The 15,248-nt window shown below is 69.6% G+C and carries 16 protein-coding genes; 9 read left to right on the top strand and 7 right to left on the bottom strand.

The annotated features are described in order from the left end of the window. Nucleotides 1-48: 48 nt before the first annotated feature. The 7 genes from ACTHK2_RS11610 to ACTHK2_RS11640 all read left to right on the top strand — a co-directional run bounded on the left by ACTHK2_RS11610 (nucleotide 49) and on the right by ACTHK2_RS11640 (nucleotide 6,198). On the top strand, nucleotides 49-522 hold the full coding sequence (locus ACTHK2_RS11610; protein ID WP_440245873.1) for an Lrp/AsnC family transcriptional regulator: 474 nt from the start codon (nucleotides 49-51) through the stop codon (nucleotides 520-522). A 154-nt stretch (nucleotides 523-676) separates the two neighbouring features. Beyond that, nucleotides 677-982 carry a ComEA family DNA-binding protein gene (locus ACTHK2_RS11615; protein WP_440245874.1) on the top strand — a complete coding sequence of 102 codons (306 nt, stop codon included), beginning with the start codon at nucleotides 677-679 and terminating at the stop codon, nucleotides 980-982. A 113-nt stretch (nucleotides 983-1,095) separates the two neighbouring features. Continuing rightward, entirely contained in the window at nucleotides 1,096-1,557 is a 462-nt protein-coding gene (locus ACTHK2_RS11620; protein WP_440245875.1) for a hypothetical protein, read from the top strand. A 7-nt stretch (nucleotides 1,558-1,564) separates the two neighbouring features. Then, the gene (locus ACTHK2_RS11625; RefSeq protein ID WP_440245876.1) at nucleotides 1,565-2,098 is read left to right on the top strand and encodes a GNAT family N-acetyltransferase; all 534 of its coding nucleotides are present in this window, start codon (nucleotides 1,565-1,567) and stop codon (nucleotides 2,096-2,098) included. 44 nt (nucleotides 2,099-2,142) lie between these two features. Further along, nucleotides 2,143-2,727, top strand: a complete 585-nt coding sequence (locus ACTHK2_RS11630; protein ID WP_440245877.1) for a HutD/Ves family protein — start codon at nucleotides 2,143-2,145, stop codon at nucleotides 2,725-2,727. Nucleotides 2,728-3,089: 362 nt separating this feature from the next. Further along, entirely contained in the window at nucleotides 3,090-5,411 is a 2,322-nt protein-coding gene (locus ACTHK2_RS11635) for a catecholate siderophore receptor Fiu (RefSeq protein ID WP_440245878.1), read from the top strand. A gap of 109 nt (nucleotides 5,412-5,520) precedes the next feature. Next, nucleotides 5,521-6,198, top strand: a complete 678-nt coding sequence (locus ACTHK2_RS11640) for a Fe2+-dependent dioxygenase (protein ID WP_440245879.1) — start codon at nucleotides 5,521-5,523, stop codon at nucleotides 6,196-6,198. Between the two features lie 128 nt (nucleotides 6,199-6,326). Here the strand turns inward: ACTHK2_RS11640 and ACTHK2_RS11645 are convergent, their stop codons facing one another. Continuing rightward, on the bottom strand, nucleotides 6,327-7,460 hold the full coding sequence (locus tag ACTHK2_RS11645; protein WP_440245880.1) for a PepSY-associated TM helix domain-containing protein: 1,134 nt from the start codon (nucleotides 7,458-7,460) through the stop codon (nucleotides 6,327-6,329). A gap of 298 nt (nucleotides 7,461-7,758) precedes the next feature. On the opposite strand from ACTHK2_RS11645, the gene ACTHK2_RS11650 reads away from it, so the two are divergent. Both ACTHK2_RS11650 and ACTHK2_RS11655 read left to right on the top strand, forming a co-directional pair. Next, entirely contained in the window at nucleotides 7,759-8,436 is a 678-nt protein-coding gene (locus tag ACTHK2_RS11650) for a response regulator (RefSeq protein ID WP_440245881.1), read from the top strand. A gap of 54 nt (nucleotides 8,437-8,490) precedes the next feature. Beyond that, on the top strand, nucleotides 8,491-9,876 hold the full coding sequence (locus ACTHK2_RS11655) for a sensor histidine kinase N-terminal domain-containing protein (RefSeq protein WP_440245882.1): 1,386 nt from the start codon (nucleotides 8,491-8,493) through the stop codon (nucleotides 9,874-9,876). A gap of 124 nt (nucleotides 9,877-10,000) precedes the next feature. On the opposite strand, the gene ACTHK2_RS11660 is transcribed toward ACTHK2_RS11655, so the two are convergent. From ACTHK2_RS11660 to ACTHK2_RS11685, 6 genes are all read right to left on the bottom strand, one after another. Beyond that, nucleotides 10,001-10,318: a Rieske (2Fe-2S) protein gene (locus tag ACTHK2_RS11660; protein ID WP_440245889.1), complete on the bottom strand. Its 318-nt coding sequence runs from the start codon at nucleotides 10,316-10,318 to the stop codon at nucleotides 10,001-10,003. 57 nt (nucleotides 10,319-10,375) lie between these two features. Continuing rightward, nucleotides 10,376-11,383, bottom strand: a complete 1,008-nt coding sequence (sufU, locus tag ACTHK2_RS11665; protein WP_440245883.1) for a Fe-S cluster assembly sulfur transfer protein SufU — start codon at nucleotides 11,381-11,383, stop codon at nucleotides 10,376-10,378. Nucleotides 11,384-11,386: 3 nt separating this feature from the next. Then, nucleotides 11,387-12,625, bottom strand: coding sequence for an aminotransferase class V-fold PLP-dependent enzyme (locus ACTHK2_RS11670; protein WP_440245884.1), 1,239 nt, complete (start codon nucleotides 12,623-12,625; stop codon nucleotides 11,387-11,389). Next, entirely contained in the window at nucleotides 12,622-13,887 is a 1,266-nt protein-coding gene (gene sufD, locus ACTHK2_RS11675; RefSeq protein WP_440245885.1) for a Fe-S cluster assembly protein SufD, read from the bottom strand. Before sufD ends, ACTHK2_RS11670 begins: the two co-directional genes overlap by 4 nt. Beyond that, complete coding sequence (sufC, locus tag ACTHK2_RS11680; RefSeq protein WP_440245886.1) at nucleotides 13,884-14,663, bottom strand: Fe-S cluster assembly ATPase SufC; 780 nt, start codon at nucleotides 14,661-14,663, stop codon at nucleotides 13,884-13,886. Before sufC ends, sufD begins: the two co-directional genes overlap by 4 nt. Nucleotides 14,664-14,769: 106 nt before the next feature. Further along, entirely contained in the window at nucleotides 14,770-15,192 is a 423-nt protein-coding gene (locus ACTHK2_RS11685; protein WP_440245887.1) for a hypothetical protein, read from the bottom strand. Nucleotides 15,193-15,248 lie beyond the last annotated feature (56 nt).

The raw sequence follows: 15,248 nt of genomic DNA on the forward strand, positions 1-15,248 counted from the left end.
CGGCGCGATCGCGCGACTTTCGCGCGCGTTCCCGATCTTCGACGCACGATGCCCGCAACCCTCGACAAACTCGACCGCGCGATCCTCGCCCTGCTGCAGCGCGATGCTCGCCTTGCGTCGGAGACGATCGGCGCCGAAGTCGGCCTGTCCGCGTCGGCGGTGCAGCGCCGCGTCGTGCGCCTGCGCGAGGAAGGCGTCATCGCGGGCGAAGTCGCGATCCTCGATCCGCGCAGCGTCGGCCGGCCGCTGACGATGATCGTCGACCTCGTCGTCGACGGCGATCGCAACGAGCTCGTGGCGGGCCTTAAGCGCTGGATCGAACGCGAGCCGGCGATCCAGGAGGCGTGGTATGTGACCGGCGACGAAGACTACGTGCTCGTGGTGACCGCGCGCGACGTCGATGCCTACGAGCAGCTCATGCAGCGACTGCTCGCCGAGAACCCGAACGTGCGCCGCTACCGCACGCGCGTCGTGCTCGGCACGCTCAAGCGCGGGCTCGCGCTGCCGCTGGATCCGGGGTGAACCGCGCCCTCGCGGCCACTGTAGGAAATTTCCTACGCGAAACATCGCCCCTCGCCTACAGCGACATGTGCACCACGACGCTCCCCCGCCGCGTGCCGCTCTCCTAGACTGCTTCCATTGCGCCGCGCCGCGCGGCCGCCGTACCACCGCATCGATGAAGCTGTTCCGCCGGTTCCTGTTCTGCTTCTCCTGCCTGCTCTTGCTGCCGGCGGTCGCTGTCGCACAGGTGGACATCAACCATGCCGATGCGAAAACCTTGGCCGAATCGCTCAGCGGGATCGGCCTCGTCAAGGCCGAGGCGATCGTCGCCTATCGCAAGGCAAACGGCCCGTTCGCGCGCATCGAGGACCTCGGCAAGGTCAAGGGCATCGGCAGCAAGACGATCGAGGCGAACCGCGACGCGATCGTGATCGTCGAAGGCACGCCACAGCCGTCGCCGCCGATGTTCCGCGGCCCCTGACGGCCCGCGGGTGCCGCTTGCGGGGCGCGGCTCCCGCGGATCGAGAGGACGGCACGCGGCACGAAGGCGACACTCTGCTAGACTCGCGCCCCGCCGAACGGCGGTCGCACGCAATGATCCTCCCGCGTTACCACATCGGCCCGTCTCTCATCGCGGGCGCAGGACAAGGCTTGTTCCTCGACGAGCCGGTCGCGCGTGGGCGCCTCATTACCGCGCCCGATGCGATCCCCCGCGTCTACACCTTCGAGGAAATCAGCGCGCGGCCCGACGCGCCACAGCTTCTGCCGGCTACGGTGCGCTGGTTCGAGGACCGCTACACCGTGACGCCCGAGTGGCCGGACGAGTGCTACATCAACCACGCGTTCGCGCCGAGTGGCCTATGGCACCTCGGCTTCGTGTTCGCGGCGGCGGACCTGCCGGCGGGCACCGAAATCACGGTCGATTATCGCCACCTGCTCGCGCCCGGCCAGGAAGAGGATTTCCGCGACGCGCACACCGGTGAGCGCATCATCGGCTACGACTGGCAGCAGAGCCTGCGCGCTTCGACCGCGGCACTCGCCGCGCTGGTCGCCTGAACCGCCGATGATGGAAATCCCCACGCTCTTGACCGAACGCCTGCGCCTGTGCGCGCTCGGCGAACGCCATTTCGAGGCGTACGCGGCGATGCTCGCGGACGCGAGCAGCACGCGTTTCGTCGGTGACGGCCAGCCCCTCGATCGCATGAACGCATGGCGTTCGATGGCGATGTTGCTCGGGCACTGGGCGTTGCGCGGCTGCGGCATGTGGGCGGTGGAGTTGCGCGACAGCGGCGAGTTCATCGGCCGCGTCGGCCTGCACTATCCGGAAGGCTGGCCCGACCTCGAACTCGGCTGGATGCTCGTGCCCGAACATCGCCGCAAGGGCTATGCGACCGAAGCGGCACGTGCGGCGCTCGACTTCGCGTTCGAGCAGCTGCACGCGCCGCGTGCGATCAGCCTCATCCGTGCCGAGAACAGCGCGTCCGAACGCGTCGCGCGCCGCCTCGGCGGCCGGCAGGCGACGACGATCGACTTCCTCGGCCACGCGACGCTCGTCTACAGTTACCATCCGCCGGAACCGCCGGCGAGCACGCGCTGATCGCATCGGGTCGCGGCGTCCTACCCGTTCGACGGAAGATCCGCATGGACCGACTGCAAGCGATACCGGCATCTTCCCACCAGCGCACGCGCTGGAAGAACGACGGCGGCTGGACCACCGAGATCGCGCGCAGCGGCGGTGACGAATTCCGCTGGCGCATCAGCATCGCCGAGATCGAGAGCGACGGGCCGTTCTCGTCCTTTCCGGGCGTCGAGCGCGACCTGCTCCTGCTCGAGGGCAACGGCATCGAGCTCGACATCGGTGACGCGCCGACGCGCCGGCTCGTGCAGCGCTTCGAGCGCGTGCATTTCGACGGCGAGGCGGTGGTCGATTGCCGCCTCGTCGCCGGGCCGACGCGCGACTTCAACGTGATGGCGCGCCGCGATGCGGTGCGTGCCGAGGTGATCGCGCGGCCGCTGGTCGGCTCGATGGTGATCTTCCCCGAGCGCGGCGTCGAATGGTTCGTGCACGTGTTCGCCGGCCACGCGACCGCGCGCAGCGAGGGGAACACGCTCGACCTCGAGGCGGGCGCTTCGCTCCTTGCCGATTTCCGCGAAGGCGGCCAGCGGCTCGTGCTCGAAGGCGGTGGCGAGCTCGTGCTCGTGAAATTCGTGGCGGCGTCGCGCTGATCAGCCTGCGGGCGCCCTGTCGCCGCAGGATTTCGATGTCGCCGTCGCGCACAGGGTGCGTTCCTACACCCTCCTTCCCTCGTTGCAGGCCACGCCGTGGCCGACCGACCGCGCCGACGGATTCGATCTCGGGTCGCGCGCGGGCGGTTTTCATGACACCACACGAATTGTTTATTGCTAATCATTCTCATTTAGGTTCTAATTCTTGGCGATCGGACGCCACCCAGGGGAGACGCTCCGCTCGTCCGCCGACGTTCGCGGGCGACCGTTGGAGCCGCACCCGGCGGCAGCTGTCTGCAACTTCGCCGTCGCGCCTCGACCACGATGCGGCGCGCGGCGCATCGCACGGAACGGAGCTGTCCATGCCTTACATCAAGAGCCGCAAGCACGTCGTCGCACGCGGCCCGCGTGCCACCGCCGCCACCCTCGCCACCGGCATCGCACTCGTGATGTCGCCGCTGCATGCCGCCGACGCCGATGCGGAGGCGGCCGATGCGGCCGCCGCGAACAGCCTGCCGACCGTCAATGTCGAAGGGCATGCGGTCCAGGGTTACAAAGTCGACACGCTCGCCGGCCCGAAATACCTCAAGCCGCTCGTCGACACGACGCAGACGATCCAGATCATCGCCGCCGACCTGATCCAGGAACAGGCGGCGACGACGCTCGCCGAAGCGCTGCGCAACAGCGCGGGCGTCGGCACGTTCTACGCCGGCGAGAACGGCAACACCTCGACAGGCGACGCGGTCTACATGCGCGGTTTCGACACTTCCAGCAGCATCTACGTCGACGGCGTGCGCGACCTCGGTGGCATCTCGCGCGACACGTTCAACGTCGACCAGATCGAGGTCACCAAGGGGCCGTCCGGCAGCGACTACGGCCGCACCGCGCCGAGCGGCTCGATCAACCTCGTCAGCAAGCAACCGCTGCTCGGCGATCGCATCGGCGGCACGGTCGCCTATGGCAGCGGCAACCAGAAGCGCGCGACCGCGGACTGGAACACGCGCATCGACGGCCTCGACGGCGCCGCGTTCCGCCTCAACGTGATGGCGCAGGACAGCGGCGTGCCGGGCCGCCACGAGGTCGAGCGCGACCGCTGGGGCATCGCACCGACGTTCGCGTTCGGGCTCGGCACCTCGACGCGCGTGTTCCTCGACCTGCTGCACCTCAAGCAGGACAACGTGCCCGACGGCGCGATCCCGACGATCGGCCTGCCCGGCTACACCTCGCCGGACCCGACCCGCCCGGAGATCGGCACTGCGCCGCGCGTCGATCCGTACAATTTCTACGGCACGCGCGACGACCACGACGACAGCAAGACCGACATGGCGACGCTGATCGTCGAACACGACTTCAGCGACGACATGAAGCTCGTCAACACGACGCGCTGGGGCCGCACGCACCAGCAGTACCTCATCACCTCGTTCCTTGCCAACGCCGCGAACATTGCCACGCCCGACCTCGCCGATCCGTCGACGTGGACGCTCAAGCGCAGCAATCCGAACTTCAAGGACCTGACCAACCGCATCCTCACCAACCAGACGAACCTGCGTGTCCATTCGGAGTTCGGCGGTGTCGGCAACGACCTCAGCACCGGCGTCGAGTTCACGCGCGAGGATGCGATCTCGACCGGCCTCGCCGCACTGAACGGCAGCACCTGGCCCGCGGCGAACCTTTACCGGCCCGACGCGAACGTCGGCGGACTCGTCTGGGGCCGCAACGGCGCCTACGGCGACGGCCGCACCGACACCAAGGCGGCCTACGTGTTCGACACGATCACGTTCGACGAGCACTGGCAGGCGAACGTCGGCGTGCGCCTGGACCACTACGACACCGACTACCGCAGCGCGGTCGTCTGCACCACGAGCGGCGCGACCGCGTGCGGCAGCCTGCCCGCGGGCACGATCGTGCCGGGCGCCAATGCCGACAAGTCCGACACGTTGTTCAACTGGAAGGCAGGTCTTCTGTACAAGCCGACCGCCGACGGCAGCGTCTACCTCAATTACGGCGTTTCGCAGCAGCCGCCCGGCGGCAACTCGCTCGCGTTCAGCGCGTCCGCGAGCAGCCTCGACAACCCGATCTTCGATCCGCAGAAGGCGAAGACCGCCGAACTCGGCACGAAGTGGGAAGCGTTCGACGCGAAGCTGCTGCTGACCGCCGCGCTGTACCGCACCGACATCAGCAACGAGATCGTGCAGGACCCGGTCGACCAGCTCTACTACCAGGTCGGCGAGAAGCGCGTCGAAGGCATCGAACTCGGCCTGGTCGGCAAGATCAGCGACGCGTGGAGCGTCTCGGCCGGCTACACGAAGATGGATGCGACCGTCGAAAAGGGCGGCCATGTCTCGCAGGACGGCTCCGACGATCTCGCCTACACGCCCGATTCCGCGTTCACCGCGTGGACGACGTACAAGACGGCGTTCGGCCTCGTGCTCGGCGGCGGCGCGCGTTACAACGGCGAGATGAAGCGCGGCAACGACGGCGCGGTCGGCACACCGACCAAGGTCGACGCCTGGTGGGTGTTCGACGCGATGGCGAGCTACCCGGTCAACGAGCACCTGGACCTGCAGCTCAACGTCTACAACGTGTTCGACAAGGACTACGTCAGCGCGATCAACAAGAGCGGCTATCGCTACAACCCGGGCGCGCCACGCTCGGCGATGCTCACGGCGGCATTCCGCTTCTGATTCCACGCCGCGGGCCGCTCGGGCGGCCCGCGCTCGGTGGCACGGACGCCACCGCAGGCACGGCGCGGCGATGCGAGAATGGACGCCCGCATCGCGTGGACCCCATCCCATGCTGCTGCATATTCCCGCCGTCCTCGACGCCGCCCGCCTCGCGGACCTGCGCGCCGAACTCGACCGTGCCGAATGGACCGACGGCCGCGAAACGGTCGGCGACCAAGGCGCGCGCGTGAAGCGCAACCTGCAGTTGCCGGACGCTTCGCCGCTGCGCCAGCGCCTCGGCGCGGTCGTGCTCGATGCGCTCGCGGCCAGCCCGCTCTTCCACGCCGCCGCGCTGCCGTTGCGCACGCTGCACCCCCGCTTCAACCGTTACGAGGGCGGTGGCCATTACGGCTTCCACGTCGACGGCGCGGTCATGGCCCTGCCGGGCGGCGCGCAGATGCGCAGCGACGTGTCCTGCACGTTGTTCCTCGCCGAACCCGAGGAATACGACGGCGGCGAACTCATCGTCAGCGATACCTACGGCGAACACGAAGTGAAGCTGCCGGCCGGCGACCTGATCCTGTACCCGTCGAGCAGCCTGCACCGCGTCGCACCGGTGACGCGCGGCGCGCGCATCGCGGCGTTCTTCTGGGTGCAGAGCCTCGTGCGCGAAGACCGCCACCGGCTGGCGCTGTTCGAACTCGACACGTCGATCCAGGCGCTCACGCGCAGCGGCGCCGATGCGGCCGCGGTGCTGCGCCTGACCAACGTCTATCACAACCTGCTGCGCGAGTGGTCCGCGACGTGACTGGTCCGTCGAGGCGATGTCGCGTGCGCAAGCCGATCTCGCCTGACGACCACGACAGCCACGGATCTGCGGAGTGAATCGAGGCGCTGACGACGCGCGCCGAGCGGCGCGCGCGTTCGATCAGGGCCTCAGGCCGTGCCCGCGTCGAGGGACGGCTGCGCGATCGCGGCCTCGCGGCGCAGCGCTTCGTTGCGCCGGCGCAGGACCCACATCCACAAGCCGCTCAGCGCGAACAGGGGCATGAGGAGCGCCGCACCTGCGGCAATGACGCGGCCGGGTACGCCGAACCAGCTGCCCGAATGCAGCGGAAACAGCGAGGACACGAAACGGCGGCCTCGCGGCAGGTCCGCATACGCTTCGCGGCTGCGCACGACGCCCGCGGCCGGATCGAGCTTGAGGCTGTCCCAGGCGCGATCATGCGGGCTCGCCGCAGTCTGGTAGCGGATCTCGAGCGCGCCGTCGGCCGAGGTCGTCGCCGCGATGTTCGCGCGCGTCGCATCCGGTACTTCGCGCAGGAATGCACTCCATGCCGGATCGAGCGAGGCGACCTGGGGCGCGTCGCTGGCGGGTGCGCGCCGTTGCGGTGCGGGCACGCCCGCGAGGCCGTTGACCGCATTGCGATAAAAATCGTACGACCACCACAGGCCCGTCGCTGCCGCAAGCAGGTATGGGATCAGCAGCCAGGTGCCGACCACCGCATGCAGCTGCCACCAGAAGCCGCGCCCCTTCGCCGCGGTGTTCATTCGCAGCCATGCCGACGGCGAACGCGCGCGGCGCGGCCAGCGCAGGTAGATGCCGGTGGACAGAAACACGAACATCAGTGCCGTGCTCGCACCGACGATCTGCTTGCCGACCGGCCCCGCCGCGAGGTTGCGATGGATCTGCTCGGCCGTCGCGAAGAACGCGTGGCCACGCTCGGCGCCCAGCACCGCGCCGGAGTACGGATCGAGCGCAACCTCGGTGGGCCGCGCGCCCGCGCGCGCGAGGCGCATGCCGACCGCGTGGTCCGGCCCTTCCCAGGTGATGGCGCGCACCGTATGGCCCGGCATCGCCGCGCGTGCAGCGGCGACCCAGCGATCCGGCGACTGCAGCTCCCGGCCTTCGGCACTCACCTGCACCCCGGGAGTGAGCCACGCCAGCACCGGCTGCACGAGCCCGAGCAGCCCACCCGTGAACCCCACCACGCCCAGCACGAGGCCTGCGCTGATCCCCGCGATCCAGTGCAGCCGAAACAGCACGCGTTTGAGCAACGAAGAACGCACGTTCCGATCCAATCCGAGGAAAGCCCCGATTGGATCACAAATGCGAATCGTTCTCAATATTATTACGACTGACCGCATCCCTCTGACAAGGACGGAAGGAAGCCCTCGACACGAAAGGGCACGAAGTTGAAGCACCGAGCACGCGGAGCCCACCGAGAAGGGCTCGAGCAACGCTTTTTCCCGCGCGTGGTCCCCCACTTCGTGTCCATCTCCATTGCTTTTCGTGGTGTTCTTCGCGTTTCAGCCTTTCGCTTGCTTCACACGCCTCCCCACCTGCGACGCCCACTAGAATGCGGCCATGCGCATCCTGATCATCGAAGACGATGCCGCGATCGCCGACGCGATCGGCGCCGCGCTCGCCGGTGCCGGCCATGCGGTGGATCGGCTCGACAATGGACGCCAGGCCGACGCCGCGTTGCACGATCATCCCTACGATCTCGTCGTGCTCGACCTCGGGCTCCCCGACGTCGACGGGGTCGAGCTCTTGCGCCGCCTGCGCAGTCGCGCCGACGCGGTGCCGGTGCTCGTCGCGACCGCGCGCGAAGAACTCGAGGAGCGCGTGCGCGCGCTCGACCTCGGCGCCGACGACTCCCTCGTCAAACCGTTCGCGTTGCGCGAATTCGAGGCGCGCGCACGCGCGCTGCTGCGCCGGCGCACGACCCAGGGCGTGCCCGAACTGCAGCTCGGCCGCATGCGGCTGGACCTGCCGCGCCGCCGCGCGCAGGTCGGCGACTCGCCGCTAGAACTCACCCCGCGCGAGTTCGGCCTGCTCGAGGCGCTCGCTTCGCGGCTCGATCGCGTCATGAGCCGCGAGCAGCTCATCGAGGCGCTGTGCAGCTGGGACGCCACGCTCACCGACAACGGGCTCGACATCGCCGTGTATCGCCTGCGCCGCAAGCTCGACGGCAGTGGCGTGCGCATCCGCACCGTGCGCGGGCTCGGCTACCTGCTCGAAGCAGGCGACGGGCCGGCTTGATGGGCCGCGCCCTGCCCGATCGGCCGTCGGCGCCGGACACGCAATGAGACGCCGATGACGACCCCGTCCCGCCCCACGAGCCTGCGTCGTCGCCTCCTCACGATTCTCGTCGTGCCGATGGCGCTCGCCTGGCTCGGCAGCGGCGTGCTCATCTACGTGCTCGCGCTGCACTACGCGAACATCAGCTACGACCGCTCCCTCGCCGACGGCGCGCGCGCGCTCGAACGGCTGATCCGCAGCGATTCGGGCCACGAGGAGCTGAGCCCGCAGGTGCGCATCCTCATGGAGTACGAGTCGGCCGAGCCGACCTACTACTCCGTGCGCAGCCTGCGCCACGGCGTGCTCGCATCCAACCTCGAGCTGCCGGTGCCGGCGACGGTGCCAGCGATCGGCGCGCCGCCGCGGCTCGATTCGATCGTCATGGAGCGGCGAGCCCTGCGCGTCGCGTCGCTCGCATTGTCCGGCGAGGACAGTACCGACACGATCATCGTGTCCGTCGCCGAAACCCTGGGCGAGCGCCACGCGCTCGCGCGCGAAATCCTCGTCGGCACGCTGCCGATCGTGCTGCTGCTGATCGCGCTCGTGCTGGTGCTGGTCTGGTTCGGCGTCACGAGCGGCCTGCGCCTGCTCGATCCGCTCGTCGACCAGCTCGCGCAGCGGCGCGCGCGCGACCTCTCGCCGCTCGACCAGCGCGAAGTACCGATCGAGATCCGTCCGCTCACGCAGACGATCGACGCGCTGCTCGCGCGCCTGCGCGAGCTGCTCGAGCTGCAGGAACGCTTCATCGCCGACGCCGCGCACCAGCTGCGCACGCCGCTCGCGGGCCTGCGCCTGCAGGCCGAGCGTGCGCTCGGCGACCCGCGCCCCGACAGCGTGCGCGATGCGTTGGTCCATGTCGAACGCCTGTCCGCAGGCGCCGGGCGGGCGGCCGGCCAGTTGCTCGCGCTCGCGCGCGCGCAGACCGGCGAGAACCGGACCGAATGGAGCGTGGTCGATCTCGCCCGCCTCGCCCGCGACTACGTCGCCGAGCGCGTGCCGGACGCGCTCGCCGCGCGCATCGACCTCGGCTACGAAGGCCCGTTGCAAGGCGCCGACGTCGCCGGCGACGCGGTCATGCTGCGCGAAGCCCTCGTCAACCTCGTCGACAACGCGCTGACCTATGCCGGCGAACACGGCACCGTGACCGTGACGCTCGAATGCGAGCTGCGCACGGTCGCGCTCTCGGTCGCGGACTCCGGCCCAGGCGTCGCCGAGGAGTGGTGGCCACGCCTGGGTGAACGCTTCTTCCGCCCGCCCGAAAGCCGCCGCGAAGGCTCCGGCCTCGGCCTCGCGATCGTCCGCCGCATCGCCGACAGCCACGCCGCCGTCGTCATGTTCGGTCGCGGCCGAGACGGCCAGGGCCTACGCGCGACGCTCCGCTTCGCTGCGGTACGCACCTGATCACGTGGGAAGCCCAGCAGGAGCCTGAAACACGCAGAACACCGAGGAGCACAACGTGATGTCCCTTTGCCGCGCTCGGTGTGCTCGGTGTGCTCCGTGTTTCGAGCTCTGCTCTTCGCCGAGATCAGTCGCGGTCGTCGCGGGTCCAGACGGCGCCGCCTTCGATCTTGACCGGGAACTTCGCGGCGGGTTCGTAGGCCGGGGGGCAGAGCACGGCGCCGCTCGTGATGTCGAAGCGCGCACCGTGGCGCGGGCATTCGATCTCGCGCCCTTCGATGACGCCGCCGGTGAGTTCGCCGCCGTCGTGCGTGCAAACGTCCTCGATCGCGTAGTAGTCGCCGTCGAGATTGAACACCGCGATCGGCGTATCGCCGTCCCACACGACCCGGTATTCGCCGGGCAACAGTTCGGCCGTCGTGCAGACGCGCACCCACTTCATCACCGATCTCCAACGAGCCATCGAGGCTGAAACTCAAGAAAGACCGAAAGCGCTTGCCGTCTATTTGCTTGCGCCTGCCTGCAGAGCCTTCACCAGCAGTTCGAAGCGCAAGTCGTCGCGCTTGGGGATGCCGAAGCGCTCGTCGCCGTACGGGAACGGCTTGTACCGGCCGGTGCGATGGTAGCCGCGGCGCTCGTACCAGGCGATGAGTTCGTCGCGGATCGAGATCACGGTCATCTGCATTTCGCGGCAGCCCCACTCCTCGCGCGGGGTGCGTTCCGCCTCGGCGAGCAGCGCGCGGCCGACGCCGCCCCCCTGCAGCTGCGGGCGAACCGAGAACATGCCGAAATAGGTCGCGTCGCCTTGCCGTTCGACGTGCGCGCAGGCGAGCAGGCCGTCGGCCGATTCGGCGAGCAGGACCCTGCTGTGCGGCGCATCGATCAGCGCGGCGACAGCGGCCGCGTCGGTGCGCTGGCCGTCGAGCATGTCCGCTTCGGTGGTCCAACCCTGCTTGCTGCCTTCGCCGCGATAGGCCGACTGCACGAGATCGACGATCGCGTCGACGTCGACGGCAGTCGCGGCGCGGAAGGTGAGCGGCGCGGTGGCGGTGCTGGCGTGCATCGGCGTCTCCGTTTCGGTGGTCACGCCGGTCGATCCGGCCAAGGCGGCTCGCAGCGTGGCGAAAGGCAGCAGCGCGCATTTTCGACGCGAGGGATGCTGCTGCAAGCCGGCCATCGCCGCGAGCGGCCCGAGGCCAGCCGCGTCGCCGCGCCCCTCGACGTAGGCGGCGAATCGATCGGCGAGCGCATCGACCCCCGCGGCATCGAGGCCCTCGACGAGTGCACCGAGCATCGATGCGGTCGCGACGGTGACGGCGCAGGCCTCGCCCGAATGTCGCAACCGGGCGATGCGCGCGTCGGAGCACAGCAGCTCGATGCGCAGGCGGTCGCCGCACAGGGGGTTCGCGCCGTCGGCCGCGTGGGTGCACCCTTCCAGCCGCCCGCGGTTGCGCGGATTGCGCCGGTGCTCGAGCACGAGCTGCGGATACAGCGTGCCGGCCTCGTTCATGGGTCAGGCGAGCAGCGTGCGCACGCGCGCGAGCGCGGCGACGAAGCGCTCGATCTCCTCGTGCGTGTTGTAGAACGCGAGCGAGGCGCGCAGCGTCGCCGGCACGCCGAAGAACTGCATCAGCGGGTGCGCGCAATGATGGCCCGAACGCACCGCGATGCCTTCGTGGTCGAGCAGGGTCGCGAGGTCGTGCGCATGCGCGCCCTCGACCAGGAACGACACGACCGGCACCTTCATCGCCGCCTCGCCGAACAAGCGCACGCCGGGCACCGCGCGCAACGCCTCGGTCAGATGGGCGAGCAACGCCTGCTCGTGGGCGCCGAGCGCCGCGTGCCCGAGGCCGCCGAAGTAGTCGATCGCGGCGCCGAGGCCGACGAAGCCGGCGATGTTCGGCGTGCCTGCTTCGAAGCGATGCGGCGGGTCGGCGAAGGTCGTGCCCTCGAAGCGCACTTCCCGGATCATCTCGCCGCCGCCGAAAAACGGCGGCATCTCGCGCAGGATCTCGCGCCGCGCCCACAGCGCGCCCGTGCCGGTCGGACCGAACAGCTTGTGCCCGGTCATCGCGTAGAAGTCGCAGCCGAGCGTGCGCAGGTCGACCGGGAGGTGCGGCGCGGCCTGCGAGCCGTCGACGAGCAGCGGGATGCCGCGCTTGCGCGTCGCCCGCGCGAGTTCGGCCACCGGGTTGATCGTGCCGAGCACGTTCGACACGTGCGCCACCGCGGCGAGCTTGACCGACGGCGTGAGCGCCTCGACGAAGCGGTCGACGAGCAGCTCGCCGCGCGCGTCGATCGGCGCGACCTTGAGCCGTGCGCCGGTGCGCTCGCAGACGAGCTGCCACGGCACGATGTTCGCGTGGTGCTCCATCGTGGTCACGAGGATTTCGTCACCGGGTTGCAGGCGCGGCAACGCAAAGCTGTACGCGACGAGGTTGATCGCCTGGGTCGTGCCGCTGGTCAGCACGATCTCCTCGCGCGAAGGCGCGCCGAGGAAGCGCGCGAGCTTGTCGCGCGCGGCTTCGTACGCCGCCGTCGCCTCCTCGCCGAGCTGGTGCACCGCGCGCGAGACATTGGCGTTGAACTCGCGGTAGTAGCGATCGACCGCATCGATCACCACGCGCGGCTTCTGTGCGGTGTTCGCGCTGTCGAAATAGACGAGCGGTTTGCCGTGCACCGAACGGGCGAGCAGTGGGAAGTCTTCGCGCACGCGCGTCACGTCGAGCCCGACGCCTTGCTGCCGGCTCATGCGAGGGCCTCCGCCTGCGGCAGGCGTGCCGCGAGCAATGCGTCGACATGTGCCCGCAGGGCCGGCTCGAGGCCGTCGAGCACCGCCCCGCAGAAGGCCGCGACGAGCACGCGGCGGGCGAGATCGAGCGGCAGGCCGCGCGAGCGCAGGTAGAACAGCGCGCGCTCGTCGAGCTGGCCGACGGTCGCGCCGTGCGCGGCCTTGACCTCGTCGGCATGGATCTCGAGCACGGGTTGGGTGTCGATCTCCGCCTGCGCGGACAGCAGCAGGTTCTTGTTGGCGAGCTGCGCGTCGGCGCCGTCGGCGCCCGCGGCGACCGTGATCGCGCCGTGGAACACCCCGCGCGAGCGCTGGTCGGCGACGCCGCGCCAGGAGATGTCGCAGGCGGTGTCGCGCGCGACGTTGGTGACCTCCAGATGCGTGTCGACGTGCTGTCGGCCGCGCAGTGCGAACACGCCGCGCGAACGGAAGCGAGCGCCGCGACCTTCGAGGCCCACGACGAGATCGTGTCGCACGAGCTGCGCACCGGCTTCGATCGTATGCAGGTCGAACGTCGCATCCGCGTCGAGCACGGCCTCGCTGCGACGCACGAGGGTGCTGCCGTCCGCGGCGTCCTGGACCTCGACGAGTTCGAGGCGGGCGCCCGCACCCACGCGGTAGGCCGCGACGATGCTCGCGAAATTCGCATTCGGTGCGCCGCCGAGGTGGTGCTCGACCACGCGCAGCCGCGCGCCCTCGCCGAGCTCGACCTGCACGCGCAGGCTCCAGGCGACGTCGCTGTCCGCCGGCGTGCCGACATGGACGATCTGCACCGGCGCCTCGATGCGCGCGCCGGCGGCGACGCGCAGGCGCACGCCGTCGAGCGCGAGCGCGGCGTTGAGTTCGCCGAACGCATCGACCGGCGGCGGCGAACGCAGCAGCGCGGCGAGTTCTTCGGGCCGCGCGCCGAGGCGCTCGATCGCGAGTCCGGCGACGGCATCGGCGCTGGACAGATCCTCGCGATGGATGCCGTTGACGAACACAAGTCGCGCCGCGAACGGCCCGGGCAGGAAGCCGACGTCGACCGCACGCGTGCGCGCGCCGCGATCACCATCGGCGTAGCGGCGCTGTTCGAGTGCGCGCAGGCTCGTGTACTTCCACGCTTCGTCGCGCGGTCCGGGCAGGCCGCGCGCGCGCAGCGCCGCGGTGGCGGCATCACGCACAGCGGCGAGCGCAGGCGGCGCCGCGCGCTCGCCGAGCAGTGAATCGAGCAGCGCACTCATCCGGCCACACCCGCGTCTTCGCGCACGGGTGCCTGGCGCCCGGCGATCCACGCATAGCCATGCTCTTCGAGCTTGAGCGCTAGCGACCTGTCGCCACTCTCGACGATGCGCCCGTCGGCGAGCACGTGCACGACATCCGGCACGATGTACTCGAGCAGGCGCTGGTAGTGCGTGACGACGAGGAACGCACGCGCCGGATCGCGCATCGCATTGACGCCGTCGGCGACCATGCGCAGCGCATCGATGTCGAGGCCGGAATCGGTTTCGTCGAGGATCGCCAGGCGCGGTTCGAGCAGCGCGAGCTGGAAGATCTCGTTGCGTTTCTTCTCGCCGCCCGAAAAGCCTTCGTTGACGGCGCGATGCAGCAACTCGTCCTTGAGGTGCAGCACCGCGAGCTTCTCGCGCACCTTCCTGAGGAACTGCATCGAGTCGAGTTCGGGTTCGCCGCGATGCTTGCGCTGTGCGTTGAGCGCGGCGCGCAGGAAATACGTGTTGTTGACCCCGGGGATCTCCACCGGGTACTGGAACGCGAGGAACACGCCTTCGGCAGCGCGCTCCTCCGGTTCGAGCGCGAGCAGGTCGCGGCCGCGGTACTCGATCGTGCCTGCGGTGACCTCGTACCCTTCGCGCCCGGCGAGCACGTTGCCGAGCGTCGACTTGCCGGCGCCGTTCGGCCCCATGATCGCGTGCACTTCGCCCGCGGCGACCTCGAGCGTGAGGCCCTTGAGGATTTCCTTGCCCGCGATGCGGACGTGGAGGTCGTGGATCTTCAGCATCGGATTTCCTGATGTCTTCTTGAGCCGTCACGGCGCGGCAGCACGGAGCCGGGCGCCGGTGCGCCGCACGGCGGCGCCCGGCGTATGCGCTGGAATCGCGCGGCATTCATCCGGGATTCCCCGTCGTGCAGGGTTCCGCCGGCGCCTTGCGCGCGAGGTCGCATTCCAGATGGAGCACGGCACGCCCGTCGTCGACGAGTTCGACCCTGCGCAGGCGCGTGGTGGCTTTCGTACGCGTGCCGAGTTCGAGCCAGTAGTCGGCGTAGGCGGGCGGGCGCGCATCGCCGTTCCCGGCCCGCTCCGGATGCACCCCGCCGAACGACGGGATGCGGAAACGCCCGTCCATGTCGGTGTAGGCGCACTGGGTGGATTCCGAACCGCTGTGGCGCAGGCAGACATTGGTCGGCGGATACGCCTGCACGCCGACGAGGCGCCCACGGATCGCCGGCACGTAGCGCACGTCGCCTGCGCCCGCAGCATGCGCCGCGACGCTCACGGTGGCGAAGAAGACGACAGCGAGGCGTCTCATCCGACCGCTCCTTCGAGCGACACCTCGAGCAGCTTCTTCGCTTCGACCGCGAACTC

The sequence above is a fragment of the Dokdonella sp. genome, from assembly GCF_051958935.1.
Lineage (GTDB): Bacteria > Pseudomonadota > Gammaproteobacteria > Xanthomonadales > Rhodanobacteraceae > Dokdonella_A.

Excerpts from the sequence above, each read along its gene's own strand:
- ACTHK2_RS11610 (WP_440245873.1), top strand. The coding sequence starts at position 49 with ATGCCCGCAACCCTCGACAAACTCGACCGCGCGATCCTCGCCCTGCTG.
- ACTHK2_RS11615 (WP_440245874.1), top strand. The coding sequence starts at position 677 with ATGAAGCTGTTCCGCCGGTTCCTGTTCTGCTTCTCCTGCCTGCTCTTG.
- ACTHK2_RS11620 (WP_440245875.1), top strand. The coding sequence starts at position 1,096 with ATGATCCTCCCGCGTTACCACATCGGCCCGTCTCTCATCGCGGGCGCA.
- ACTHK2_RS11625 (WP_440245876.1), top strand. The coding sequence starts at position 1,565 with ATGATGGAAATCCCCACGCTCTTGACCGAACGCCTGCGCCTGTGCGCG.
- ACTHK2_RS11630 (WP_440245877.1), top strand. The coding sequence starts at position 2,143 with ATGGACCGACTGCAAGCGATACCGGCATCTTCCCACCAGCGCACGCGC.
- ACTHK2_RS11635 (WP_440245878.1), top strand. The coding sequence starts at position 3,090 with ATGCCTTACATCAAGAGCCGCAAGCACGTCGTCGCACGCGGCCCGCGT.
- ACTHK2_RS11640 (WP_440245879.1), top strand. The coding sequence starts at position 5,521 with ATGCTGCTGCATATTCCCGCCGTCCTCGACGCCGCCCGCCTCGCGGAC.
- ACTHK2_RS11650 (WP_440245881.1), top strand. The coding sequence starts at position 7,759 with ATGCGCATCCTGATCATCGAAGACGATGCCGCGATCGCCGACGCGATC.
- ACTHK2_RS11655 (WP_440245882.1), top strand. The coding sequence starts at position 8,491 with ATGACGACCCCGTCCCGCCCCACGAGCCTGCGTCGTCGCCTCCTCACG.
- sufU (WP_440245883.1), bottom strand. The coding sequence starts at position 11,383 with ATGAACGAGGCCGGCACGCTGTATCCGCAGCTCGTGCTCGAGCACCGG.
- ACTHK2_RS11670 (WP_440245884.1), bottom strand. The coding sequence starts at position 12,625 with ATGAGCCGGCAGCAAGGCGTCGGGCTCGACGTGACGCGCGTGCGCGAA.
- sufD (WP_440245885.1), bottom strand. The coding sequence starts at position 13,887 with ATGAGTGCGCTGCTCGATTCACTGCTCGGCGAGCGCGCGGCGCCGCCT.
- sufC (WP_440245886.1), bottom strand. The coding sequence starts at position 14,663 with ATGCTGAAGATCCACGACCTCCACGTCCGCATCGCGGGCAAGGAAATC.
- ACTHK2_RS11685 (WP_440245887.1), bottom strand. The coding sequence starts at position 15,192 with ATGAGACGCCTCGCTGTCGTCTTCTTCGCCACCGTGAGCGTCGCGGCG.